23 protein-coding genes are annotated in these 25,035 nt (G+C 62.4%); 14 read left to right on the top strand and 9 right to left on the bottom strand.

Features of this window, described 5'->3' with window-relative positions; translation table 11 throughout:
- Window positions 1-240: 240 nt before the first annotated feature.
- From ACFZPT_RS18005 to ACFZPT_RS17990, 4 genes are all read left to right on the top strand, one after another.
- Entirely contained in the window at window positions 241-2,631 is a 2,391-nt protein-coding gene (locus ACFZPT_RS18005) for a hybrid sensor histidine kinase/response regulator (protein ID WP_034115190.1), read from the top strand.
- Window positions 2,632-2,701: 70 nt separating this feature from the next.
- Complete coding sequence (locus ACFZPT_RS18000; RefSeq protein WP_034100886.1) at window positions 2,702-4,357, top strand: acyl-CoA dehydrogenase family protein; 1,656 nt, start codon at window positions 2,702-2,704, stop codon at window positions 4,355-4,357.
- Window positions 4,358-4,476: 119 nt separating this feature from the next.
- The gene (gene amn / locus ACFZPT_RS17995; RefSeq protein ID WP_162276694.1) at window positions 4,477-5,949 is read left to right on the top strand and encodes an AMP nucleosidase; all 1,473 of its coding nucleotides are present in this window, start codon (window positions 4,477-4,479) and stop codon (window positions 5,947-5,949) included.
- Between the two features lie 71 nt (window positions 5,950-6,020).
- Window positions 6,021-6,656: a pseudouridine synthase gene (locus ACFZPT_RS17990; RefSeq protein WP_034100884.1), complete on the top strand. Its 636-nt coding sequence runs from the start codon at window positions 6,021-6,023 to the stop codon at window positions 6,654-6,656.
- On the opposite strand, the gene ACFZPT_RS17985 is transcribed toward ACFZPT_RS17990, so the two are convergent.
- Window positions 6,651-6,860, bottom strand: a complete 210-nt coding sequence (locus ACFZPT_RS17985; protein WP_025999909.1) for a DUF2788 domain-containing protein — start codon at window positions 6,858-6,860, stop codon at window positions 6,651-6,653. The two genes, ACFZPT_RS17990 and ACFZPT_RS17985, sit on opposite strands and share 6 nt — an antisense overlap.
- A 175-nt stretch (window positions 6,861-7,035) precedes the next feature.
- The gene (locus ACFZPT_RS17980; RefSeq protein ID WP_003194418.1) at window positions 7,036-7,515 is read right to left on the bottom strand and encodes an Lrp/AsnC family transcriptional regulator; all 480 of its coding nucleotides are present in this window, start codon (window positions 7,513-7,515) and stop codon (window positions 7,036-7,038) included.
- A gap of 416 nt (window positions 7,516-7,931) precedes the next feature.
- Between ACFZPT_RS17980 and ACFZPT_RS17975 the strand changes: the two genes are divergently transcribed.
- Entirely contained in the window at window positions 7,932-8,960 is a 1,029-nt protein-coding gene (locus ACFZPT_RS17975; protein ID WP_034115189.1) for a DUF6515 family protein, read from the top strand.
- Here the strand turns inward: ACFZPT_RS17975 and ACFZPT_RS17970 are convergent.
- Together ACFZPT_RS17970 and ACFZPT_RS17965 are read right to left on the bottom strand one after the other, a co-directional pair.
- The gene (locus tag ACFZPT_RS17970; RefSeq protein WP_034100881.1) at window positions 8,957-9,850 is read right to left on the bottom strand and encodes a cation diffusion facilitator family transporter; all 894 of its coding nucleotides are present in this window, start codon (window positions 9,848-9,850) and stop codon (window positions 8,957-8,959) included. The two genes, ACFZPT_RS17975 and ACFZPT_RS17970, sit on opposite strands and share 4 nt — an antisense overlap.
- Window positions 9,851-9,859: 9 nt before the next feature.
- Window positions 9,860-10,279, bottom strand: a complete 420-nt coding sequence (locus ACFZPT_RS17965; protein ID WP_034115188.1) for a hypothetical protein — start codon at window positions 10,277-10,279, stop codon at window positions 9,860-9,862.
- Window positions 10,280-10,389: 110 nt separating this feature from the next.
- Here ACFZPT_RS17965 and hrpB point away from each other — a divergent pair, with 110 nt between their 5' ends.
- A complete protein-coding gene (hrpB, locus tag ACFZPT_RS17960; RefSeq protein WP_034115187.1) occupies window positions 10,390-12,900 on the top strand; it encodes an ATP-dependent helicase HrpB in 2,511 nt (836 codons plus the stop codon).
- Window positions 12,901-13,002: 102 nt separating this feature from the next.
- On the opposite strand, the gene ACFZPT_RS17955 is transcribed toward hrpB, so the two are convergent.
- Both ACFZPT_RS17955 and ACFZPT_RS17950 read right to left on the bottom strand, forming a co-directional pair.
- The gene (locus tag ACFZPT_RS17955; protein ID WP_379555494.1) at window positions 13,003-14,091 is read right to left on the bottom strand and encodes an endonuclease/exonuclease/phosphatase family protein; all 1,089 of its coding nucleotides are present in this window, start codon (window positions 14,089-14,091) and stop codon (window positions 13,003-13,005) included.
- 40 nt (window positions 14,092-14,131) lie between these two features.
- Complete coding sequence (locus ACFZPT_RS17950) at window positions 14,132-14,791, bottom strand: YciC family protein (RefSeq protein ID WP_034100950.1); 660 nt, start codon at window positions 14,789-14,791, stop codon at window positions 14,132-14,134.
- A 180-nt stretch (window positions 14,792-14,971) separates the two neighbouring features.
- On the opposite strand from ACFZPT_RS17950, the gene ACFZPT_RS17945 reads away from it, so the two are divergent.
- The 3 genes from ACFZPT_RS17945 (at window position 14,972) to ACFZPT_RS17935 (ending at window position 16,948) form a co-directional block, all read left to right on the top strand.
- Entirely contained in the window at window positions 14,972-15,706 is a 735-nt protein-coding gene (locus ACFZPT_RS17945) for a DUF2076 domain-containing protein (protein ID WP_034115185.1), read from the top strand.
- Window positions 15,707-15,834: 128 nt separating this feature from the next.
- A complete protein-coding gene (locus ACFZPT_RS17940) occupies window positions 15,835-16,311 on the top strand; it encodes an NYN domain-containing protein (RefSeq protein ID WP_034100876.1) in 477 nt (158 codons plus the stop codon).
- 25 nt (window positions 16,312-16,336) lie between these two features.
- Window positions 16,337-16,948 carry a PolC-type DNA polymerase III gene (locus ACFZPT_RS17935; RefSeq protein WP_034100875.1) on the top strand — a complete coding sequence of 204 codons (612 nt, stop codon included), beginning with the start codon at window positions 16,337-16,339 and terminating at the stop codon, window positions 16,946-16,948.
- A 188-nt stretch (window positions 16,949-17,136) separates the two neighbouring features.
- Here ACFZPT_RS17935 and ACFZPT_RS17930 read toward each other — a convergent pair whose 3' ends face one another.
- A complete protein-coding gene (locus tag ACFZPT_RS17930; protein WP_034100874.1) occupies window positions 17,137-17,598 on the bottom strand; it encodes an Lrp/AsnC family transcriptional regulator in 462 nt (153 codons plus the stop codon).
- Between the two features lie 159 nt (window positions 17,599-17,757).
- Here ACFZPT_RS17930 and yedA point away from each other — a divergent pair, with 159 nt between their 5' ends.
- Entirely contained in the window at window positions 17,758-18,654 is an 897-nt protein-coding gene (gene yedA, locus ACFZPT_RS17925; protein WP_034100873.1) for a drug/metabolite exporter YedA, read from the top strand.
- 47 nt (window positions 18,655-18,701) lie between these two features.
- The gene (locus tag ACFZPT_RS17920; RefSeq protein ID WP_034100872.1) at window positions 18,702-20,036 is read left to right on the top strand and encodes a DEAD/DEAH box helicase; all 1,335 of its coding nucleotides are present in this window, start codon (window positions 18,702-18,704) and stop codon (window positions 20,034-20,036) included.
- Window positions 20,037-20,158: 122 nt separating this feature from the next.
- On the opposite strand, the gene ACFZPT_RS17915 is transcribed toward ACFZPT_RS17920, so the two are convergent.
- On the bottom strand, window positions 20,159-21,385 hold the full coding sequence (locus tag ACFZPT_RS17915; protein ID WP_034100871.1) for a TIGR03862 family flavoprotein: 1,227 nt from the start codon (window positions 21,383-21,385) through the stop codon (window positions 20,159-20,161).
- 173 nt (window positions 21,386-21,558) lie between these two features.
- Window positions 21,559-22,479 carry a histone deacetylase gene (locus ACFZPT_RS17910; protein WP_034115184.1) on the bottom strand — a complete coding sequence of 307 codons (921 nt, stop codon included), beginning with the start codon at window positions 22,477-22,479 and terminating at the stop codon, window positions 21,559-21,561.
- A 76-nt stretch (window positions 22,480-22,555) separates the two neighbouring features.
- Between ACFZPT_RS17910 and ACFZPT_RS17905 the strand changes: the two genes are divergently transcribed.
- Genes ACFZPT_RS17905 through ACFZPT_RS17895 form a run of 3 tightly spaced genes read left to right on the top strand, consistent with a single transcriptional unit; the run spans window position 22,556 to window position 24,629 of the window.
- A complete protein-coding gene (locus tag ACFZPT_RS17905; protein ID WP_034100869.1) occupies window positions 22,556-23,125 on the top strand; it encodes a GNAT family N-acetyltransferase in 570 nt (189 codons plus the stop codon).
- Window positions 23,126-23,163: 38 nt separating this feature from the next.
- Window positions 23,164-24,033 carry an acyl-CoA thioesterase II gene (tesB, locus tag ACFZPT_RS17900; RefSeq protein ID WP_034100868.1) on the top strand — a complete coding sequence of 290 codons (870 nt, stop codon included), beginning with the start codon at window positions 23,164-23,166 and terminating at the stop codon, window positions 24,031-24,033.
- Complete coding sequence (locus tag ACFZPT_RS17895; RefSeq protein ID WP_034115183.1) at window positions 24,030-24,629, top strand: HAD family hydrolase; 600 nt, start codon at window positions 24,030-24,032, stop codon at window positions 24,627-24,629. The genes tesB and ACFZPT_RS17895 overlap by 4 nt, the downstream gene beginning before the upstream one ends.
- Window positions 24,630-25,035 lie beyond the last annotated feature (406 nt).

Here is a 25,035-nt window from a genome sequence, read left to right as displayed (position 1 = left end):
CTTCGGGCGGTGGCTGAATGTTGTCGCACCCGGCGAGTTTCTTTTGCTGCCTGAAACCCTGAAAAACAGCGCTGAAAGCCTTGATCTAGAGCCTTTCAAAAAATTATTTCAATGGTGTCCAATGGCCTGCAACGGCTATGCTAGAGTGGATTCAAACAACTTATCTGTACCGCCGGTGTACGTCTTCTCAAAAGGAATGGGGGGCTTTTGATATAACCGGACAGGCCACGCTGGGGCTCTATGCGCTATTTGCTGATTCTATTGTTGTGCGGGCTGCCGATGCTCGCCAGCGCCATTGAGTTCAACCAGGACACCCGAAGCCTGCCCCTGGGCCGAGCCCTGCAAGTGCTCGAAGACCCGAGCGCCGCCCTCACCATTGCCGATGTCAGCGCGCCTTCCGCGCTCGCGCAATTCAAGCTCCACGATAAGGACACCCTCAACGCCGGCTATTCGCGTTCGGTGTTCTGGCTCAAGCTCAATCTGCACTATGTGCCCCACAACGCCGAGGCCCGACGCACCTGGCTGCTGGAGCTGGCGTACCCGCCGCTGGACCATCTGGACCTGTACCTGCCCGACAGCACGGGCACCTATCGTTTGGTCAGGCGCACTGGAGATGCGTTGCCGTTCGCCAGTCGCGAGATCCGTCAGAACAACTACCTGTTCAAGTTGGATTTCACCCCGGGCGAGGATAAAACCGTTTATCTGCGAGTGCAGAGCGAGGGCTCGATTCAGGCGCCGCTGACCCTCTGGTCGAGCACCGCGTATCTGGAACAGCAGCCGCTGCGCCTGTATGTGCTGGGTCTGATCTATGGCGTGTTGCTGGGGATGCTGGTTTATAACCTGTTCATCTACCTCAGCGTGCGCGACACCAGCTACTTGTATTACATCTTCTATATCGCCTCGTTCGGTCTGTACCAGTTGTCGGTAAACGGCGCGGCGGTGGAATATTTCTGGCCCAACAACCCTTGGTGGACGAACGCCGCGACACCGTTTCTGATCGGCGCGTCGGCGCTGTTCGGCAGTCTGTTCGCGCGCAGCTTTTTGCACACCGCTCAACACAGTCGCTGGATCAACCGTGTGTTGCTGGCGCTGGTGGCGTGCGGGGCAGTGGTCATGCTGCTGTCGTTGATGACCAGCTACGCGCTGGCGTTGCGTCTGGCCACGGGCCTGGCGCTGGTGTTCACCGTGACCATCTTCGTCGCCGCCATCAAGGCCTGGTACTGCGGGCAGAGGGTGGCGCGTTACTTCATCATCGCCTGGTCGGCGTTCCTGCTGGGCGGGGTGGTCAACACCCTGATGGTGCTGGGCTATCTGCCCAATATGTTCCTGACCATGTACGCCAGTCAGATCGGTTCGGCGATTGAAGTGGCACTGCTGTCCCTGGCCCTGGCCGACCGCATCAACGCCATGCGCGAGCAGCAGGCGCAGATTCTGTTCGATGCCAGCCAAAAGCTCGAAGTGCTTAACTCCCAATTGGCCCGCAGCAACCGGCTCAAGGATGAGTTTCTCGCCACCCTGACCCACGAACTACGCACGCCGATGAACGGCGTGATCGGTTCCCTGGAACTCATGCAGACGGTGCCCCTGAGTCACGATCTGGCCCAATACCATCAGACCGCCGCCGGCTCCGCGCGGGACATGATGCGCATGGTCAATGGCATCCTCACCCTCACCGAATTGCAGGCCGGTCGCCTGAGTGCGCAACACCGCGTGTTCAGCCTGCGTGGCGTGCTCAACAGCCTGCGCCAGCAATTTAATACCAGCGCCCAGGGCAAGGGCCTGGCGTTTTCCATCGACGTGGCGGATGAGCTGCCGGACCGTCTGGAGGGGGATGTCGACAAGCTTATTCAGTGCCTGGATTGCCTGCTGGACAATGCCTTCAAATTCACCCACGAAGGTTCGGTACGCCTGCGCGTGGTGGGAGTGCCTCACCGCGACGGCGGCGTGCACCTGAGTTTTATCGTGACTGACACCGGCATTGGTTTTGCCTCCCTGGATGAGGCCACGCTGTATCAGCGCTTCTTCCAACTGGATGGATCGACCACCCGCGAATACGGCGGGTTGGGCATCGGTCTGGCGATCTGCCGGCAATTGATCGAACTGATCGGCGGGCGCCTCACCCATCATTCCGAACCCCGCAAGGGCAGTCGCTTCCAGCTCGAAATGCAGGTGCGCTCGGTTCCGTCCGAAGCCAAGCCGGCGCCGGCCCGGCAACGAGCGCCGCAGGATTGCGCGGTGTTGTTGGTGGATGACAACAGCGTCGGTCAACTGGCCGTGCGCGGCATGCTGCTCAAGCTCGGCTATCGGGTCAAAACCGTCGACAGTGGCCCTGCGGCGTTGGAGGCGCTGCAAGCGCAGGCGTTTGACGCGGTTCTGTTGGACCTTCCCGAAGGAAGCTTCTCTGTGTGCTGTCAGATCCGCGCACTGCCTGGTGGGGGAGAATTGCCGGTGATCGCCCTGGGTACATCGTCGAATGTGCCTGAGCGAGAGCGGTGCCTGGGCGTAGGTGTCACTGAGCGTTTGACCAAACCGGTGCGTTTCGAGGCGCTGCAAGCGGTGATGGAGCGCTGCGTGCTAGGGGTTTTAGAGGGTGAAAGCGCCGCGCATTCGGCGCGTATGTCACTTTTTTAAGCGCGGTAGCGGTGCTTAACTGAAAAAACCGGCCTCAACTGAGCGTGGCCTTTTTTCCAGGACGCCCGTGATGAACCTGCATCAATTTGCCGAAACCCACGACGTGACCAACCAACCGCCCTCCCTGGACGGCGTCAACCTGTACCGCATCGACCTGCCCCTGCAAGAGTGGTCGCGACGTTTCGGCGCCGGTTGGGCGCACTCGCGCATCGATACCTATGGCGCATTGGCCGGCGGGCCGTTGATGGCGGCTGGGTTTCTGGCCAATCAACACAAACCGGTGTTCAACAGCCACGACCGTTACGGTCACCGCATTGATCTGGTTGAGTTTCACCCCGCCTATCACGAGCTGATGCGCACCGCCGTCGAACATGGCCTACCTTCGCTGCCCTGGGCTCATCCGCAGGCCGGCGCCCATGTGGCCCGCGCCGCCATGACCTACCTGCACAGCCAGGCCGAAGCCGGCAGCGGTTGCCCATTGACCATGACCTTTGCCTGCGTACCGGCGTTGCGGTTGCAGCCGGATTTGGCCAAGACCTGGCTGCCGAAAATCCTCAGCACCCAATACGACCCGCGCAACGTCGGCATCGCCCACAAGGCCGGTGCCACCCTCGGCATGGCCATGACCGAGAAGCAAGGCGGCACCGACGTGCGCGCCAACACCACCCGGGCTTATCCGGTGGGCGCTGGCGGCCCTGGGCAGGCGTATGAGCTGGTGGGCCACAAGTGGTTCTGTTCCGCGCCGATGTGCGATGGGTTCCTCACGCTGGCCCAGACTGACAAGGGCCTGAGCTGTTTCCTACTGCCAAGGCACCGCCCGGATGACACCCGCAACGAGTTCTACATCCAGCGCCTGAAAAACAAACTCGGCAATTGTTCTAACGCCTCCAGCGAAGTGGAGTTTCGCGGCGCCCTGGCCTGGATGGTCGGCGAAGAAGGCCGTGGTGTGCCGACCATCATCGAGATGGTGGCCATGACCCGCTTCGATTGCATGGTCGGCTCCAGCGCCCTGATGCGCCAGGCCCTGACCCAGGCCAGCCATCATTGCGCCCATCGCTCGGTGAGCGGCCGCGTGCTCAGCGAGCAACCGCTGATGCAAAACGTGCTGGCCGACCTGGCCCTGGAAAGTGAAGCATCCCTGGCCTTGAGCATGCGCATGGGGAGGGCGTTGGACCATTTGGATGACGAGCAGGAGAGTAAATTCGCACGGCTGGTGACGGCGGTGGGCAAGTATTGGATCTGCAAACGCGCGCCGGCCATGATCAACGAGGCCGCCGAGTGCATGGGCGGCGCCGGTTATGTGGAGGACAGCATCCTGCCGCGCCTGTACCGTGAGGCACCGGTGAATTCAACGTGGGAAGGCTCCGGCAACGTGCAATGCCTGGATGTGCTGCGTGCGCTGTCCAAGGAACCGGGCGTATTGGAGACGCTGTTTATCGAACTGGGCAATGGCCACGGCGACCGGCATTTGGCGCGGCATATCGAACAGCTAAAGTCAGCTTTTATGGATACCCAGGACATCCAATACCGCGCGCGGCAGTTAACCGAGGACATTGCCGTGGCCTTGCAGGCCAAGCTGTTGTTGGAGGCGGGGAATGCCGCGGTCAGCGACGGTTTTATTGCCAGCCGCTTGAGCGATTCCTCCGGCCGCGCTTATGGCGCCTTGCCGCGAGGTGTGGATGTGGCGGCGATTGTCGCCCGCTCAACGCCTTCTGTTTCTGAATAAGCCCGGTCCAAAGGGGGGAGGGGGCAAGCCTCTCCCACATTATTGAGTGCATTCCAACGCCACTGTTTCGGTGCGGCTGGGATGCAGGCAAGATACAGGCCTGCATGTCAGAACACAGGATGCTTACCGTGACCGAAGCTTTTGTTGTCGTTAAAACCGCCGAAGAAGCCGTGGACCGGCTGGCGGCTCTGCATGAGCGAGCTACCGGCGCGCTCAATCAGGCCCTCAAGCAATACCTCAAGGACCGCGTCGAACCCGACGCCGAGCAACGCGCGCTGTTCCGCTACCCCGAGCTGCGCCTGACCTACCACTGCCACGGCGAAGTCCCACAGACCACCCGCGCCTATGCCAAGGTGCAACTGCCGGGCACCTACAGCGTGACCGTCACCCATCCTGCGGCGTTCCGTAAGTACCTGCTGGAGCAACTGGTGCCGTTGATGCACGACTTCACCGTGACGGTGGAAGTGGGCGTCAGCCAACAGAATATTCCTTACCCGTATGTGGTCGAGCAGGGCGATGAACTCGCCGGCTCCGGCGTGACTGCTGCCACCCTGGCCCGCGTATTCCCGAGCACCGACCTGTCGGCCGCCACCGACGGCATCGCCGATGGTCTGTATGACTGGGAAAACACCAACCCACTGCCCCTGGCGCTGTTCGATGCGGCCCGCGTGGACTTTTCCCTGCGCCGCCTGGTGCATTACACCGGCAGCGACTGGCGCCACGTACAACCCTGGATTCTGCTGACCAACTATCACCGCTATGTCGACCAGTTCATCCTGCATGGCCTGGAACAATTGCGCAGCGACCCACGTTTTATCCGCATGGTGCTGCCGGGCAACGTGGTGATCGACAAGAGCATGGATCACGGCGAAGCCTCGGCCATTGCCGCCGGCGTGGTCTGGCACCGCTACCAGATGCCGGCCTATCACTTGCAGGCCAGCGATGGTCACGGTGTGACCCTGGTCAATATCGGCGTGGGCCCGTCCAACGCCAAGAACATCACCGATCACCTGGCCGTACTGCGTCCGCATTGCTGGCTGATGATTGGCCACTGCGGCGGCCTGCGCCAATCCCAGACCATCGGTGACTACGTCCTGGCTCACGCTTATATGCGTCGCGATGGCATCCTCGACCGTGTGGTGCCGCCGAATATCCCGATCCCGGCCCTGGCCGAAGTGCAACTGGCGCTCCAGCAAGCGGCGGCCCACGTTACCGGTGAAAAAGGCGAACAGCTGAAAAAACGCCTGCGCACCGGCACCGTGCTGACTTACGACGATCGCAACTGGGAGCTGCGCTGGGCCCAGGAGCGACCGCTGATCAACCTGTCCCGCGCCGTGGCCGTGGACATGGAAAGCGGCACCATCGCCGCCCAGGGCTATCGCTTGCGGGTGCCGTACGGCACGTTGCTGTGTGTATCGGATAAACCGCTGCACAGTGAAATCAAATTGCCTGGTTCGGCCAACGCGTTCTATGAGCGCGCAGTGAGCCAGCACTTGAAGATTGGCATCGAAGCGGTGGACCTGCTGCGCAACGAACTCAACTCGCTGCACTCGCGCAAACTGCGCAGCTTCGACGAGCCGCCGTTCCGCTAAGCGGTTGGGATGGTCATTTAACGGTCAGGCCACTAGCATTGTCGGTCCTGACCGTTAGATGTTGTTCTGCCATGTCTCGTCCCACCCGTCCCGATTCGCGCCGCCCTGGCGTGAAACCTCCGTATTCCGCTGCGCGTCGCGTTGCCAAGGCGCCGCCGGCCGAGCCGAAGTTGATCCTGTTCAATAAACCATTCGACGTGCTGACCCAGTTCAGCGACGAAGGCGGGCGCGCGACGCTCAAGGACTTCATCGACATTCCCGGCATCTACCCGGCGGGCCGTCTGGACCGTGACAGCGAAGGCTTGCTGCTGCTGACCAACGATGGCCAGTTGCAGGCGCGCATTGCCGACCCTAAGCACAAGTTGGCGAAAACCTACTGGGTGCAGGTGGAGGGCGAACCCACGGAAGAATTGCTGCAACGCCTGCGCGATGGGGTAGAACTCAACGACGGCAAAACCTTGCCCGCCGAGGCTCGGCGCTTGGATGAGCCCGCGTTATGGCCACGCAACCCACCGGTACGCTTTCGCAAAAACATCCCGACGTACTGGCTTGAACTGGTGATTCGAGAAGGGCGTAACCGCCAAGTGCGGCGCATGACCGCCGCCGTGGGCTTGCCGACCCTGCGGCTGGTGCGGGTGCGCATTGGCGATTGGACAATCGACGGCCTGGACCAAGGCCAATGGAAGGAAGTCCCGGCGCGTTTATAAAGCGCCGGATTCGATCAGGCCAATCACCACGCTTTTGATGATAAACGCCGCCACGCCCAGGCCCAGCACGAAGAACAGGATGAACGAGCCGAAGCGTCCGGCCTTGGATTTCTTCGCCAGGTCCCAGACGATAAAGCCCATGAAAATAATCAGAATCGTGACCAGGCCGGTCATCATCCATTCTTCAAACAGGGCGGGGTCGATGTTGTTCATGGGCTCTTCCAACGGGGCAGGCGGCGAGTATAGGGCAGTGTCACAAGCGCAACATTGACCTGGATCGAAGTGCAATCAAAATGTGGGCGGGGGTCAGCTATGGATAAGCTGACTGAAGTATTGCTATCGGGTGCAAGCCCCCTCCCACATTTGATCTTCATTGACCTTAGGTGCGTAGGTGGGTCAGTGGCAGCTCTGTGCTGTTGAGCACTTGGTTGAGTACAAAGCTTGAACGTACGCTGGTTACGCCTTCAATACGGGTTAAGTGCCCTAGCAGCAATTTCTGATAGTGATCCATGTCCGGCACCACCACCTTCAACTGATAGTCCGCATCCATGCCGGTGACCAGGCTGCATTCCAGTACCTGGGGCAGGGTGCGGATGGCGGCTTCGAAGTTTTCGAAACGTTCGGGGGTGTGGCGGTCCATGCCGATCAGCACGTACGCGGTCAGGCTCAGGCCGAGCATCTTGCGGTCGAGCAGGGCGACCTGGCGCGCGATGTAGCCATCGTCTTCCAACTGCTTGACCCGGCGTGAGCACGGCGACGGCGACAGGCCGATGCGTTCGGCCAACTCCTGGTTGGAGATCCGCGCATCGCGCTGCAATTCAGCCAAAATACTCAGGTCATATCGGTCAAGCTTGCTCATTGGGTTGGCCTTTGTCGTAACTATTGCGGCGAATTATCTATGAAGGGTTAAAAATTGCGCAAGCACTGTTTATTGACGCAATCTTCGCAATCATCTGTCGGGCGCTGGCGCGTATCGTTAGCAACAGAATCACCGCCTGGACAACAGTCCACTGCAGCTCGCCCAATCAGGCCCGCTGCGGCCGCCACCCCAGCAGGGTTGAGCCGGCCTCCAGGCTGCACACTGTCCACAAGACGGCGTGAGGTGAGCCAACGTCAAAAGCGTTGAGCCAGGACGAAATTCTCAAGGGGTAGCCGACGGGTCGCCCCTTTTCTTTTGCCTTAAGAAAATTGTTCTCGTGACTGATAACCTGTCTCAGAACCGGGCGAGGCTTTCCCAGTCTCATGTTCAAGCCCTGAATCGCAGTGAGGAAAAGCATGAAGCGCATCTGGCGTTTGGCAGGTGTTGGTTTGCTGGTGGTCGGTGTCGGCACGCAGGTATTGGCCGACGAGCGCGATAACGTACCTCGCGAAGGCCAAGGGCCGCAGGGCGGTGGGCAGCATGAGCGAGGCCCTGAGGGCGGGCGGCGGCCGGAGAACAGTCCACCGCGTCCCGAGAACCCTCAACCACGCCCGCAGAACGAGCATTATGAACGCGGCGGCCCGAAAGGCGGCGGTCAATGGCAGGCGCGGCCACAAGGCAACGAGCAGGCGCGGCCGGCGCCGCAGCCGTCGAATAACCTGCCGATCCAGGGGCGCCCCGATACCGTGCGCCAGACCCAGGAGCCGCGCCAGGGTTACTACCGTGACATACCTCGACGCAGCGACGACAACCGCCATTGGGAGGCCGGCGGCCCCGGTTCGCGCCCCGGCTACAACGGGCATCCGGATGACCATCGCTGGCCTGGCCGCCCCGATGGTCACGGTAATGGCTGGGGCCCCGGCCCGCAGTACCGTCCGGGTTATGTGGTGGACCGCTTTCCCGACCGCAACTACCGCGTGCCCTATCGCGGCCAGGACTACTTCTTCTCCGGCGGTTACTGGTATCGCCCCCAAGGCCCGCGCTATGTGGTGGTTGCGCCGCCGTATGGCATCCGCGTGCATTACCTGCCGGACTATGCGCGGGAAGTGTGGGTCGGCGGTTCGCTGCTGTTCCTCGCCGCCGGCGCTTATTACGCCTACGAAGAAAGCACCCAGCAATACGTGGTGGTGCAGCCGCCGGCAGCGGTTCCCGCGCCGCAGCCTGCGCCCCAGGGCAATGGTTATGACGTGGTGGCCTATCCCGCCAATGGCCAATCACCGGCCCAGGTGCAACAGGACGGTTATGACTGTTATCGCTGGGCGGTGCAGCAAAGCGGCTTCGACCCCCAGGCCGTCACCTACGCACCCGACCCGGCGGTGGTGCAGACCTACCGCCAGGCCCAAGGCAACTGCCTGAGCAGTCGCGGCTATCAGGTGCAGTACTAATCCTTGGCGCCTGTGACCACTTCCTGCGGGTCGGCGTGTACCAACACTTCGGCGCGCGGGTAGGCGGCGTGAATGGCGTCGGCGGCCTGGTCGCTGATGCCGTGAGCTACTGACAGGCTCAGATCCCCCGGCAGTTCCAGGTGCAACTGCACAAACCAATGGTTGCCCGATACCCGCGTGCGCAGGTCATGGGCGCCCAGCACGCCTGGCACGCCACGGGCCAGTTCCAGCATGTGCTGGCTGACCTCCGGCGGCAATTCCTCGTCCATCAGCACCGCAAAGCTTTCCCGGGCGATATGGATCGCGCTCCACAAAATGTAAGCCGCAATCCCCAGGCCGAACCAAGCATCCACCTGATGCCAGCCCATGGCCGCCAGCACCAACGCCAGCAGGATGCTGCCGTTGAGCAGCAAGTCCGAGCGGTAGTGCAATGAGTCGGCGCGCACCGCGTTGGAGCCGGTTTCACGGACCACCCGGTGTTGCAGCGTCAGTAACCCCACGGTCAGCAGCAGAGAGAACACGATCACACCGATGCTCAGCCACGGCGCCCCTACCGGTTCCGGATGCTGCAAGCGTTCATAAGCCTGCAATGCAATCAGCACCGCACTGCCACTGATAAACAGCGCCTGGGCCATGCCCGACAGCGATTCCGCCTTGCCATGCCCATAGCGGTGATCGTCGTCGGCCGGCCGCAGCGCGTAATGGACTGCGAGTAGGTTCAGCAGCGACGTCACGCCGTCCAGCAACGAGTCGGTCAAGCCCGCGAGCATGCTCACCGAGCCGCTGAACCACCAGGCGATAGCCTTGGTAACAATCAATACGCAGGCGACCGCCACTGACGCACGGGTCGCCAGGCGCAACAGGCGGGCGTGTTCGGGACTGCTGATCATGGGCAGTCCTTACGCGGCGGGTTGCAGGCCGAGGGCGGCAAGTTGCTGCACGCTGCCCTTGAACTGGATCAGGCGCGGGTCGTCCAGCGGCAGGCTGTGGCCGGTTTCTTTCTGGATGATGCTTTGCAGCTTGGCGTTGTCGACCTGGCCGTCGGCGCCGATGGCTTCGTGGAGTTTTTCCGGGGCGACCTGGGCAGTCTTGCCCGGTTCGAAATAGATCGCGCCCGTGGCGAAGTCGACGCCAAACGCGATCAGGCCGGGGATCACATAAAACAGCAGGCCCACGGCGTCGAGCACGGCAATGGCCGGGTCGATCTTGCCGTCGATCTGACCACGGCGGTCGGGGTAGAAGATCGAACCGCAGGCGGTCAATTGGCTGAGCAGGGTGACGGCTAAAACACCGCCGATGACACGGGAAGCGATACGCATGGACAAGCTCCTCAACAGGGTTGATACGCGACTATATAACACCGGCCTTGAGACCAGCGTCGGCATCCGGCAGTTCGCCGTTATACTCGCCGCTCTGCTTTGGAGCCAGTATGAATTCGTTGCCCATCGATGATGTTTTACCCGCCCTGCGTGACGCTTTGGCCAATCGCCATGAAGCCGTGCTCGAAGCACCGCCCGGCGCCGGTAAAACCACCCGCGTGCCCTTGGCCTTATTAAATGAAACGTGGCTGGCCGGGCAGACCATCCTGATGCTCGAACCGCGGCGCCTGGCCGCCCGCGCCGCCGCCGAACGCCTGGCCAGCGAACTGGGGGAAAAGGTTGGCGACACCGTCGGCTATCGCATCCGCCTCGACAGCAAGGTCGGCCCCAACACGCGTATCGAAGTGGTCACCGAAGGTATTCTCACGCGGCGCTTGCAGGACGACCCGGCGCTGGAGGGCGTGGGCCTGCTGATCTTCGATGAATTTCACGAGCGCAGTCTCGACGCCGACCTGGCCCTGGCCCTGAGCCTGAACGGTCGTGAGCTGTTTCGCGATGAGCAGCCGCTGAAAATTCTGTTGATGTCCGCCACCCTCGAAGGCGAGCGCCTGGCCGGTTTGCTGGGCGACGCACCGATCCTGCGCAGCGAAGGGCGCATGTTCCCGGTGCAGATGCGCTGGGGGCGGCCGTACCAGCCCGGTGAATTTATCGAACCGCGCGTGGTGCAAACCATCCTTGAAGCCCTGCATGACGAAACCGGCAGCGTGTTGGTGTTCTTGCCGGGCCAGGCGGAGATTCGTCGGGTCAACCAGCAACTCGCCGACGCCCTGGGTGATCGCCCCGACGTGTTGCTGTGCCCGCTGCACGGCGAGCTGGACCTCAACGCCCAGCGCGCCGCTATCGACCCTGCGCCGCCCGGCAAACGCAAGGTGGTCCTGGCCACCAACATCGCCGAGACCAGCCTGACCATCAATGGCGTGCGTGTAGTGATTGACGCCGGGTTGGCACGAGTGCCGCGTTTCGACCCCGGCAGCGGCATGACCCGCCTCGACACCCAACGCATCTCCCGCGCCAGTGCGACCCAGCGCGCCGGCCGGGCCGGGCGCCTGGAGCCGGGGGTGTGTTATCGGTTGTGGTCCGAAGACCAGCATGAAGGCCTGGCCGCGTATGGCAGCGCAGAAATTCTCGCCGCCGACCTCGCCAGTCTGGCCCTGCAGTTGGCGCGCTGGGGCGTGACGCCGAACCAACTGGTGTGGCTGGATGCGCCGCCGAGCGCGGCCTATGCCCAGGCCCAGGACTTGCTGGTGCGTCTGGGGGCATTGAATGACGACACGCTTACCGCCCACGGCCAGAAAATGGCCGAATTGCCGGCCCATCCGCGCATCGCCCATTTGCTGCTGCGCGGGCAGGACCTGGGGCTGGCGGCGACCGCGTGTGACGTCGCTGCGCTGTTGGGCGAGCGCGATATCGTGCGCGGTGGCGGTGCGGACCTGCATAGCCGTCTGGCGTTGTTGTCCGGCAAGGAGCGCGCGCGCGGCAGCCAAGGTGGCGTGCAGCGGGCCAAGCAACTGGCGCGGCAATACCGCGGGTATCTGCGCGGCAAGCCGACCCAAGCGGTGGCCGATCCCGATCACCCGCGCTGGCTCGGCGCCTTGCTGGCGCTGGCTTACCCGGATCGCGTGGCCCAGCAACGCCGCCCAGGCGGAGCCGAATACCGCTTGGCCAACGGTCGCGCGGCGCTATTCGCGGAGGCTGATAGCCTGATGAAACAGCCGTGGTTGGTAATCGCCGACCTGGGTAGCCGTCAGGGCCAGCGCGAAGAACGCATCTACCTGGCGGCGGATTTCGATCCGACGTTGTTCGACACGGTGCTCGCCGAACAAGTCCGCAACGTCGATCAACTGGATTGGGACGAACGCGAAGGCGTACTGCGCGCCGAGCGTCAGCGCAAAGTCGGCGAACTGGTGCTCAGCCGCGAACCGCTGGCCGGCCTCGACGAAGCTGCACGCAGCCAGGCTTTGGTCAACCTGGTGCGGCGCAAAGGTCTGGAGCTATTACCCTGGACCCCGGAACTGCGCCAATGGCAATCCCGCGTGATGCTGCTGCGCCAGTTGGACGCCGGCAAAATCAGCGAATGGCCCGACCTCAGTGACAGCGCGTTGCTGGCCGGCCTGGAGCATTGGCTGATGCCATACCTGGGTAAAGTCTCGCGCCTGAGCCACTTCGCTAACCTGGATATTTCCAGCTACCTGCATAACCTGCTGCCCTGGCCGCTGCCCCAGCGCCTCGATGAACTGGCGCCGCAGCACATCAAAGTCCCCTCGGGCTCATCGGTGCGCTTGGACTACAGCGAGCAGCCGCCGGTTCTGGCGGTGCGTTTGCAGGAATTATTCGGCCTGGCCGACACCCCGCGCATCGCCGGCGGGCGCCAAGTGGTGAAGCTGCACCTGTTGTCCCCGGCAAGACGCCCGGTGCAAGTGACTCAGGACCTGGCGAACTTCTGGCGCAGTACCTATGCCGAGGTGAAGAAGGATCTGAAGGGGCGTTATCCCAAGCATTACTGGCCGGATGATCCGCTGATAGCCGAGCCGACCGCGCGGATCAAACCCCGAAAGTCGTAACCCTAAGCCTCCAAATGTTGGAGGGGGCTTGCCCCCGGTAGCGGTGGACCAGTTAGAGAGCTGACTGACATACCGCCATCGGGGGCAAGCCCCCTCCCACAGTTATTGCGCGGCGGGCAGCAGGAAGCGGGCAATCACCGGCAAATGGTTGGAAATGCGCAACGTATCCTCCTGCCGCACCTTGGCCTCCACCCGCTTGATACGAGGGCTGTAGAACAGGTAATCGACGGTGCGATCCGGGCCATCGATGCTTGGGTCATTGGGGAAGTAGGTCAGCCACTTCTCGCGGTCAATGCCGCTGGACTGGCTGTTGCTGGGGATCATCGGGTATTTATCCCACAGCAGATGCAGTTCGCTGTCCGGCGAATATTGCCCGCGTTTGCTGGCGTCCAGGCGCAGGAATTGCCCCAGCGGCAGCAGGTTGAAATCGCCGCCGATCAACCACGGCGTGCCACGCCCCTCGAATTTATCCAGCAGCTTGACCGTGGCCTGCACCTGTTCCTGTGCGACGCTGCGTCCCGGCATGTCGGCGCTAAGGCGCGTGTTCAGTACCGCCAGTTGGCCGCCGTCGCTTAGGGGTAAATACGTCAGCAGCAGAGCCGGCTTGGGCTGGAACTGGCGGCTGATCAAGCCGGCATCGGGCGCCGGCAGTTGCAGGCGCTCGGCGTGTTCGATCTGGTAGCGGCTGAGGGTGGCGAGCTTGCGGCCGACGCTGCCGAAGATATGCCGGTCGGGCACGAAATCGGCCTTCCAGTCGAACGTCTGGGCGCTGCACGGGTAGAGGTCCACCAAGCGCTCTTGCAGCAACGCGAGTTGATCCTGGTAATGGGAGGGCTTGGCGTTTTCGTAGAGTTCCTGCAACAGCAGGATGTCGGGTTGTTCGTCGCGGATCACCCGCGCCACTTCGTCGAGGCTGGCGGCCATGTCTTCTACGGTGGGGCGCTCGTCCGGGCCGCTGCCGTCGGTGGTGTCATACCAGAACACGTAGTTCTTGCCGGCCAGGTATTGCACGTTCCACGTCATCACTTTGAGCGCCTGCCCGGGCAACAGGGTCGGCGCACGTGGCGCCACGCAGCTGACGGGCAGGGTCTGCTTGGGCTCGGGGCGCCAGGTCAGGTTGTAGATCAACGCGGTCAACAGGCCCGCGATCAACAACAGGCCCAGCAAGGTGATGCGCAATAAACGGGTCATCGGCTCGGCTTATGGCGTGTCAGGAGTGGCGGGGAGCATATCACCGTGCGTCGGCGTCGCCACCGATCAGCATGAATAAACGGAACAGCACCACACTGGTGAACAATTGCAGGAAGCTGTGGGCGCTGTCGATCAATACCCCCAGCAATGGCGCGGGTTCGGGATACGCCGCGACGCTTACGCCCTTGAGCAGCCACAGCGGCGTCATCACACACAGCAGGCACACCAGGATGCGCCAGAAGTGGCCGCGCGTCAGACGAAAACTTTCCTTCATCGCCTCCAGTGCCGGCATGTCGCGCAGCACCAACAGGTATTCGGCGAACGCCAGCACCACCATCAGCCACAGCCCCGGCAGAAAATACAGTGACAGCCCCAGCAGAATCAGCAGCGTACTCATCGCCGTCAGCAGCGCGAAACGCGGCCACAGGGTCAGCGCCATCGCCCACACATCGCGGGTACGCGGCGCCTCGCCACGGGTGCGGGCATCGAGGAACAGGATCAGGGCGCCGGTGTACAACGGGTACACCAGCAGCCCCACCACCACGCTGTAACCGGGGAAGGCATCCGCCCCCAGCGTATGGTCGAGCACTTGTTGCAGCACCGCTTCAAGAATCACCAAGGGCAGGCACAACTGAACGATGGCGCCCAGATTGCGCTGGGTAAAACGGAAGGAGTCGCGCAGTACGTCTAACGGATTCATCAGGTTCATCGCAGGCCTGTAAACAAGGGCGACACTTTAACCGATCAGCATCGCAGGGGCGCAAACGTAAACCTTGAGTAAAGACCATTGAAACAATTGGTAACAGCCCCATAACTAGCACGCACCTGGCCTGATCAAGGTCAGGACCATGATTTCTACCGGCAATCTAACGAGGTCGCCATGAACAGCGAAGAGCAAACCCTGATCGATGGACTGTTTTCACGGTTGCAGCAAGCCGAAACGGACTCAGCCCCCCGCGACGCCCAGGCCGAAGCGCGGATCAAGGAGCACATGACTCGCCAACCGGCCGCCGGGTACTACATGACCCAGTCGATTCTGGTGCAGGAACACGCACTCCAGAGCCTCGACGCGCAGAACAAGCAACAGGCGCAGCAGATCCAGCAGTTGCAGGAAGAGTTGCAGCGTGCCAAATCCGCGCAACCTGCGGCCTCCAGCGGTGGCGGTTTCCTGTCGAGCATCTTTGGCGGCGGCTCCCGCGACGCACAACCGACCCAGAGCGCTCCGGCCTCCACGGGCGGCGGTTGGCGCGAACCGGCGCGGCCTTCCTTTAGCCAGCCCGCGCCACAACAGAACTATCAGCAACCACCCCAAGCGCCTGCCGCGCCCATGGGCAGCGGCTTCCTTGGCGGCGCCATGAAAACCGCCGCCGGCGTGGCCGGTGGTGTGTTACTGGCCGAGGGCATCAGCAGCCTGTTCCATCACAACTCGCAACCGCAGGTGGTGGAGGAAATCATCGAACAACCGGCGCCGGCCAGCGATCAAGGCGGTTGGGGCAGCGATGACCAGAAATACGCCGGCAATGACAGCTGGGGCAGCAACAATGCCGACAGCTTTGCCGACAGCGATTATTCCGACGATTCTTCCTCCTTCGGCGACGACGATTCCTTCGTCTGAACATAGCCAGACCGGGGCGGCATAGCGCCCCGGTCTGATTTTTCCCGGAAACTTCCCGCTGGCTGGCATACTGGCGCCTTTGCGGACCCCCGTATGCCGGGTCCAAATGGCTGTCATGGGGAAGTGCGGTGAAGAAAATTGCAGTGTTCGCCGATGTACAAAACCTCTATTACACCGTGCGCCAGGCTTATGGCTGCCACTTCAATTACGCCGCCCTGTGGGCTGATATCAGCTCGCGCGGGCAGATCGTCGAGGCGTACGCCTATGCCATCGACCGGGGCGACAGCAAGCAGCAGCAGTTCCAGCAGATCCTGCGCAACCTGGGGTTCACGGTAAAGCTCAAGCCGTATATCCAGCGCAGCGACGGCTCGGCCAAGGGCGACTGGGACGTGGGCATCACCCTCGACATCATGGACGCCGCCGACCACGTCGACGAAGTGGTGCTGGCCTCCGGCGACGGCGATTTCGACATGCTGCTCGAACGCATCATCCACAAACATGGCGTTGAAGCCGTGGCTTATGGCGTACCGGGGCTCACGGCCAATTCATTGATACGCGCCGCCAGCCGCTACGTGCCGATCGAAGGCGCGTTGCTGCTCAAATAGTTGTTTTGACGGAGTAGGAACAGGTTTGGAACGTATAGCGGTCATCGACTTTGAAACCACCGGCATCACCCCGAGCAGCCATTGCCGGGCCACGGAAATCGCCGTGGTCATCCTTGAGCGTGGGCAGATCGTCGACCGCTACCAGAGCCTGATGAATGCTGGCGTGCGCGTGCCGGGCTTTATCGAACAACTGACCGGCATCAGCAACGCCATGTTGCGCAGCGCGCCACCGGCCGAGCGGGTGATGAACGAAGTCAACGAGTTCGTCGGCACCACGCCGCTGCTGGCGCACAACGCCGCGTTCGACCAGAAGTTCTGGGACTTCGAACTGGGCCTGATCCGCCGCACCCGCCTGCAGAAATTCGCCTGCTCCCTGCTACTGGCCCGCCGCCTGATGCCCTCGGCCCCCAACCATAAGCTCGGCACCTTGAATGCTTTCGCTCAACTGCCTCATACCGGCAAGGCTCACCGGGCATTGGCGGACGCGGAAATGGCCGCCAACCTGACGGCGCATTTGGCCAAGGAGTTGCGCGGGACTCACGGCTTGCGCGAACTGTCCCACGACCTGCTATGCACCTTGCAGAAAGTGCCGGCGGCGAAGATCAATGAGCACCTGAAGAAACATCGCGGGTTCTGACAGAACAACTCCGCTGGAAATGTGGGAGAGGGCTTGCCCCGATTGTGGTGTGTCAGTCACGGATTAGCTGACCGGTCTACCGCTATCGGGGGCAAGCCCCCTCCCACATTGGATCTGTGTTTACCTTCGGATTGCGCAGTCAACGCGGTCAAAACTGTGGGAGGGGGCTTGCCCCCGATGGCGATCTATCAGCCAAGCGTTTTCCCGTTGCCCTCCAACTGCCCCAACGGCACTCGCCGTTCTATCGCGCTCGATAGGATGATCGAGGTCTTGCTGAAGCCAAACTTTGCAATCCGGTTGATCAAGTTTTCCAGCTCCTGCATCGACCCCACCGCCGCCTGCATGATCACGCAGGGGTCGCCGGTGACGCGGTGGCACTCGGTCAGTTCGGGGATTTCGGCGAGGGCGTCGTAGACCTTTTGATTACCGTGGTGGGTCAGGCGCAGTTCAATCACGCATTGAATCGGTAAGCCCACTTTGGACAGGTCCACCTTGGCCTGATAGCCGGTGATTACCCCGCTGGCCTCCAGCTTGGCCACGCGTTCGGCCACGGCGGGGGCGGAGAGGTTAACGATGCGCGCCAGTTGTGCGTAGGACGCGCGGCCGTCTTCAAGCAGGGCGTTGAGGAGCATGCGGTCGTATTTGTCCATAGAAAGGCTCCAATCACCGGTTGCTTTCGAAAACAAAGCTTATAGCCCCCATAACCCTGTTTTGAAAAGTGTATGGGCCGTTTAAACAGGTTTTGTAACTTATTTTTATCCGCCTGCCTTTCTAGAATAAGCCTCCCGTTTCCGTCATAGAGCCGCCCCATGCCTGGCCCACGTCGCTTTCCCTTACCGTTGATCGCTGCCTTCTTTGCCTTATATGTGATCTGGGGTTCCACCTACCTGGTGATCCGCATCGGCGTCGAATATTGGCCGCCGCTGTTGCTAGCGGGGATTCGGTTTTGCACGGCGGGGGCGTTGATGTATGGCTACCTCAGATGGCGTGGGGTGCCGGCGCCGACTTGGAAGCAATGGAAAGCCGCCGGGATGATCGGCATTTTGCTGCTCACCTTCGGCAATGGCGGCGTCAGCGTGGCCGAGCACACCGGCGTGTCGTCCGGGGTGGCGGCGCTGGCGGTGGCGACGGTGCCGCTGTTCACCCTGCTGTGCGGGTACTTCTGGGGCGCGCGCAATACGCGGCTGGAATGGGCCGGGGTGATCCTGGGGATCGTCGGCATCGCCATGCTCAACATGGGCAGCACCCTGCAATCGAGTCCGATAGGGGCCGCGTTGTTGCTGTTTGCGGCGGCTTCGTGGGCGTTCGGTTCGGTGTGGAGCCGGCAGTTGCCATTGCCCCAGGGCGCCATGGCCAGTGCCGCGGAAATGCTGGTGGCCGGTGTAGCGCTGCTGCTCGGCAGTGCGCTGTCCGGCGAACACCTGCAAGCCCTGCCGCCGCTGGAAGGCTGGCTGGCCCTGGCCTACCTGACCGTGTTCGGCTCGATCATCGCGTTCAACGCCTACATGTACCTGCTCAAGCACGTACGCCCGGCGGCGGCGACCAGTTACGCCTACGTCAACCCGGCGGTGGCGGTGTTGCTGGGGATTGTGTTCGTCGGTGAGAGCATCGGCCTGGAAGAAGCCTTGGCGATGCTGGTGATTATCAGCGCGGTGCTGTTGATCAGCCTGCCCCAGTGGCGCAAGCCCAAGCCGGAAATAAGGTAAACTGCCGCGCATTGCGACCTTGCGTTGATTTTTCCTACGGTAACTACATGACTTTCGCCACCCTTGGCCTGATCGAACCCTTGCTGCGCGCCCTTGAGACGCTCGGCTACCAGACCCCGACGCCGGTGCAGGCGCAAGCCATTCCGGCGGTGCTGGCCGGTCGCGACCTGATGGCCGCCGCCCAGACCGGCACCGGCAAGACCGCCGGCTTCGCCGTGCCGTTGCTGCAATTGCTGACCATGGAAGGGCCGAAAGTCGCCGCTAACTCGGCGCGCGCCCTGATCCTGTGCCCGACCCGCGAGCTGGCCGAGCAGGTTCACGCCAGCGTCGCCGAATATGCGCAACACCTGCCGCTGACCACCTATGCGGTGTACGGCGGCGTGAGCATCAACCCGCAAATGATGAAGCTGCGCAAGGGCGTCGACATCCTGGTCGCCACACCGGGCCGCCTGATCGACCTGTTCCGCCAGAACGCGCTGAAACTCAACCAGTTGCAAACCCTGGTGCTGGATGAGGCCGACCGCATGCTCGACCTGGGCTTCTCCGAAGAACTGGCGAACATCTACCGCATGCTGCCGAAGAAGCGCCAGACCCTGCTGTTCTCGGCGACCTTCTCCGATGATATCCGCCTGCTGGCCGGGCAAATGCTTAACGACCCGCTGAGCATCGAAGTCAGCCCGCGCAACGTGGCGGCCAACACCGTCAAGCAGTGGGTGGTGCCGGTGGACAAGAAGCGCAAGCCGGAGCTGTTTGTGCACCTGATGCGCAAAGGCCGCTGGAAGCAGGTGCTGGTGTTTGCCAAGACCCGCAACGGCGTGGACGCACTGGTGGACAAGTTGCAGGGCCTGGGCGTGAACGCCGATGGCATCCATGGCGACAAACCCCAGGCTACGCGCCAACGCGCGCTGGACCGCTTCAAGTCCAGCGATGTGCAGATTCTGGTGGCCACCGATGTGGCGGCCCGTGGCCTGGACATCGAAGACCTGCCGCTGGTGGTCAACTTCGACTTGCCGATCGTGGCCGAGGACTACATCCACCGCATCGGCCGCACCGGCCGCGCAGGCAACACCGGCGAGGCGATTTCCCTGGTGTGCGCCGATGAAGTGAACATGCTGTCGGCCATCGAGATGCTGACCCGTCAGACCCTCACGCGCAAAACCGAGCCGGAGTTCGAGCCGGAGCACCGCGTGCCCGAAACCGACGCCAGCGGTCAGGTGGTGAAGAAGCCGAAAAAACCGAAGAAGCCCAAGGCGTCCGGTGGTGGCGGCAAGCGCAATTTGGGCAAGTGGGTGGACAGTGGTGATGTCGCACCGTCGGAGCCTTCGATCAAGCCGGTGCGTAAGGTGCCGGTATTCAATACCGGGCCGCGTAAGAAGAAGTGATTTTTTGGTGTGGCTGATGGCCTTATCGGGGGCAAGCCCCCTCCCACATTTTTGATTTGTGAATACAGTCAAATTGTGGGAGGGGGCTTGCCCCCGATGGGGTTTCAAACCCACCACACATCTCAACGATTAAGCCATTCCAACACGCCCCGCCCAGCTGCCCGACCACTGGCAAAGCACCCCGTCAGCAAATACCCGCCCGTCGGCGCCTCCCAATCCAGCATCTCACCGGCACAAAACACCCCCGGCAATTGCTTAAGCATCAAGCGTTCGTCCAGTGCTTCGAACGGCACGCCGCCGGCTGTGCTGATCGCTTCATCCATGGGCCGGGTTTTCACCAGCGTCAGTGGCAACGCCTTGATATCCACCGCCAATTGCGCGGGATCCTGGAAATGCTCGGCTGGCGTCAACTCGCGCAGCAGCGCGGCTTTCACGCCATCCAGCCCCAGCTGACTGTGCAAATGCTTGCTTATCGAGCGTGAACCGCGCGGCTTGGCCAGGGCGGCCTGGACCTTATCCAGCGCCTTGCTCGGCAGCAAATCGATATGCACGGTGGCCGCGCCGTCGCGGTTGATCGCTTCCCGAATCGGCGCCGACAGTGCGTAGATCAGGCTGCCTTCGATGCCGGTGGCGGTGATTACGCATTCGCCCAGCCGCGGTTTGTCGTCCCCCAAGCCGATGGCGACGTTTTTCAACGGCGCGCCGGCGAATTTGCTGACCATCAAATCGCTCCAGGCCGACACTTCAAAGCCACAGTTGCTCGGTTGCAGAGGCACGTAGGGTACGCCCCGATCTTCCAGCAGCTTGAGCCATGCGCCGTCGGAGCCCAGGCGCGACCAACTGCCGCCGCCCAGGGCCAGCAACACCGCGTCGCTGCGCAGGGTTTTATCGCCGTCCGGGCTGTGGATAAGTAAATCGCCCTCGGCAGTCCAGCCGGTCCAGCGATGCCGGGTGTGGATAACCACGCCTTGTTCGCGCAGACGCTTGAGCCAGGCGCGCAGCAGCGGGGCGGCTTTCATGTCGGTGGGAAACACGCGGCCGGAGGTGCCGACAAACGTCTGGATGCCCAGGCCGTGTATCCAGTTGCACAAGTCGTCGGCGCCAAACCCTCGCAGTAACGGCGCCATCTGCGGCGCGCGCTCGGCGTAGCGGGCGATAAATGCCGGGTACGCTTCGGAATGGGTGATGTTCATGCCGCCCACGCCGGCCAGCAGGAATTTGCGCCCCACCGATGGCATGCCGTCGTACAGATCGACCCGCACGCCCGCCAGGCTCAGGACTTCGGCGGCCATCAAGCCGGCAGGGCCGCCGCCGATAATGGTGACGTGATGAGCAGAAAGGTCGGACATGGGCAGAGGCTACGGTCGCGGAAATAAGCCGAGCATTCTACCCGAGCGCCGCAGCGTTGCCTGATCAAAAAATGTACAGCTTCCTACACGCTATACAGCTACTGGCTCGTAGACGCTTACGCTCAAGTTATCCACAGGCCGTTCCACAGGCATTGTGGGTAACGGCCCACGGTTCAATGACAGCCTGATGACGTCCATACCCGCTGCGCACTGTGGTGCAGGATGCCGTGCCGGTGGGCCAGAGCGGCGCGGTCTTTGCTGTAGCCGCCGCCGATCACGCCCATCACCGGAATGTCACGGCCCAGGCAGTGACGCATCACGCGTTCATCGCGGTCGGCCAGGCCCTGGTCTGTCAGCTTGAGGTAACCGAGGGCGTCGTCCTTATGCACATCCACGCCGGCGTCGTACAGCACCAGGTCGGGCTGATACAACGGCAGCAGGTAGTTGAGGGCGTCATCGACCACCTTGAGGTAGTCGGCATCGCCCATGCCCATGGGCAACGGGATGTCCCAGTCGCTATGGGCCTTGCGTGCCGGGAAGTTTTTTTCGCAGTGCAGCGACACGGTGATCGCTTCCGGTGTGTCGTGCAGGATGCGTGCAGTGCCGTCGCCCTGGTGCACGTCGCAGTCGAATATCAGCACGCGGTTGACCCGGCCGCTTTCCAGCAGGTAACGGCTGATCACCGCCAGGTCATTGAAAATGCAAAAGCCAGCCGGGTAATCGTAATGGGCATGGTGGGTGCCGCCCGCCAAGTGGCAGGCCAGGCCGTGTTCCAGGGCTTTTTCGGCGGTCAGAATCGAGCCGCCGACCGCGCGCACCGTGCGCCGGGCCAGGGCTTCGCTCCAGGGCAGGCCGAGGCGCCGTTGGTCTTCGCGGGACAACTCGCCGCTCATGTAGCGTTCGATATACCCAGGTTCATGGGCCAGGGCCAGAATCTGCGGCGGGCACAATGACGGGCGCAGCAGTTGGTGGTCTTCGGTCAGGCCGCTGGCCACCAGGTGGTCGCGCAGCAGGCGGAATTTATCCATCGGGAACCGGTGGTCTGCCGGGAACTCGGGGCTGTAGTCATCGTGGTAAATCAGTGGCAATGGCATGGAATTTTCTGACGGGAACCTGCGACGGATCTTAACAGCGCTGTACACTCACGCACATGGCAAGGGAGGGGGCCCCATGGAGCCGATACTGGAATTGGAAAGCGCGCGGCTGGTGCTGCGCCAGTGGCGCGACAAAGACCTCAAGGCGTTTGCGAGTATGTGCGACGACCCTCAGGTGATGCGCTATTTTCCGGCCCGGCTGAGCCATCTGGAAAGCGCCGCGTTGATCGGGCGCATCCGTGGGCATTTCGCCGAATACGGCTTCGGTTTCTGGGCCTTGCAGCGCAAGGACACTGGCGAGTTTATTGGCCTCACCGGGTTGCAGAACGTCAGCTTTGAAACCGGCTTCACCCCGGCGGTGGAGATTGGCTGGCGTTTGGCGCGCGAGCACTGGGGCCTGGGCTACGCCAGTGAAGCGGCCTGGACTGCGCTGCGGTGTGGCTTCGATCGATTGCAATTGGATGAAATCGTCGCCTTCACCACTGAGGCCAATCTGCCTTCACAAAAAGTCATGCAGGCCATCGGTATGCATTACGATCCGCAAGCCGATTTCGAGCACCCCAAAGTCGCGGCCGACGACCCGCTGCGTCATCATGTTTTGTACCGCATCACCCGCGCCCAATGGTTGGACACGCTGCACGGATAAGCAGCCCGGAATGCCCTATCGTTTTTAGGAGTTGCTCAATGAGCCAAGTATTGGAAGATCTGGTGGACCTGCTGACGCTGGAGCCGATTGAGGAAAACCTCTTTCGCGGCCGCAGCCAGGACCTGGGTTTTCGCCAGTTGTTCGGTGGCCAGGTGCTCGGCCAGTCGTTGTCGGCGGCCAGCCAGACCGTCGAAGAAGCGCGGCATGTGCACTCCCTGCACGGTTACTTCCTGCGCCCCGGCGATGCGGGGTTGCCGGTGGTGTACTCGGTGGACCGCGTGCGCGACGGCGGCAGCTTCAGTACGCGCCGGGTTACGGCAATCCAGAAGGGGCAGCCGATTTTTACATGCAGCGCCTCGTTCCAGTACGACGAAGCAGGCTTCGAGCACCAGAGCACCATGCCCGTAGTGGTGGGCCCGGAAAACCTGCCATCGGAGCTGGAGCTGACGCGCCAGCGTGCGCACCTGATCCCCGAGCCCATGCGCGACAAACTGCTGTGCGCCAAGCCGATCGAAGTGCGCCCCGTCACTGAAAAAGATCCCTACAACCCGCAGCCGTCCGACCCGGTCAAGTACGTGTGGTTTCGTGCCGACGGCGCCCTGGCCGATGCGCCGGCGCTGCATAAATACCTGCTGGCCTACGCGTCGGACTTCGGCCTGTTGACCACCTCGTTGCTGCCCCACGGCAAGACCGTGTGGCAGAAAGACATGCAGGTCGCCAGCCTCGACCACGCGCTGTGGTTCCACGCCGATCTGCGCGCCGACGATTGGCTGCTCTACGCCATGGATAGCCCGTGGGCCGGCAACTCCCGAGGCTTCTCCCGTGGTAGCGTGTTCAACCGCGCCGGGCAGTTGGTGGCGTCGGTAACCCAGGAAGGGCTGATCCGCCATCGCAAGGATTGGGCATGAGCCTGACGGACGTTAAGCACTGGGTCTTCGATATGGACGGCACCCTCACGGTGGCTGTGCATGATTTCGCCGCCATCCGCGTGGCCCTGGAGATTCCACCCGAGGACGACATCCTCACCCACCTGGCGGCATTGCCCGCCGAGGTGGCGGCGACCAAACATGCCTGGTTACTGGAGCATGAGCGTGAACTGGCGCTGGGCTCGGTGGCAGCGGACGGTGCGGTGGAACTGGTGCGCGAGTTGGCTGCGCGCGGTTATCGCCTGGGCATCCTGACCCGCAACGCACGGGAACTGGCCCACGTTACGTTGCAGGCCATCGGCCTGGCCGACTGCTTCGCCGCCGACGATGTGCTGGGCCGCGAAGACGCACCGCCCAAACCGGAACCGGGGGGCCTGCTGAAGCTGGCAGCGGCATGGCAGGTAGCGCCGGAAGAGATGGTGATGGTTGGGGATTACCGCTTCGACCTCGATTGCGGCCGTGCGGCGGGAACGCGGACCGTGCTGGTAAACCTGCCGGAGAACCCGTGGCCCGAGTTGACGGACTGGCATGCCGCAGACTGCGCGGCACTGCACCGGATGATCCAGCCCAGGCAATGACTATCAAAGGTGGGAGGGGCGATGTGCCGATTCGACCTGCCCCGATGACGGTAAGTCAGCAACAGCTGGGTTGACTGACCCACTGCTAACGGGGCATGGCTCCCTACCCACCTTCAGTGAACCATCACCTCAGTAGCTGCGGCTCTTGTGGTGAGCGGGCTTGCCCCGCGCTGGGCTGCGAAGCGGCCCCAAACTCAGGCACCTCGGAGTGTCAGTTGAAACCGCATCGCCTGGAATGGGGCTGCTTCGCAGCCCAGCGCGGGGCAAGCCCGCTCACCACAGCAAGGCCAGGTCACCACAACGGTGAGTCAGCAACAGCTGGGCTGACTGACCCAGCGCTATCGAGGCATGGCTCCCTACCCACCTTCAGTGAACCATCACCTCAGAAGATGAGGCTCTTGTGGTG

Source organism: Pseudomonas sp. MD330_10 (assembly GCF_042610415.1).
GTDB lineage: Bacteria > Pseudomonadota > Gammaproteobacteria > Pseudomonadales > Pseudomonadaceae > Aquipseudomonas > Aquipseudomonas rhodesiae.
This window is presented reverse-complemented; position numbering and strand designations above follow the sequence as displayed.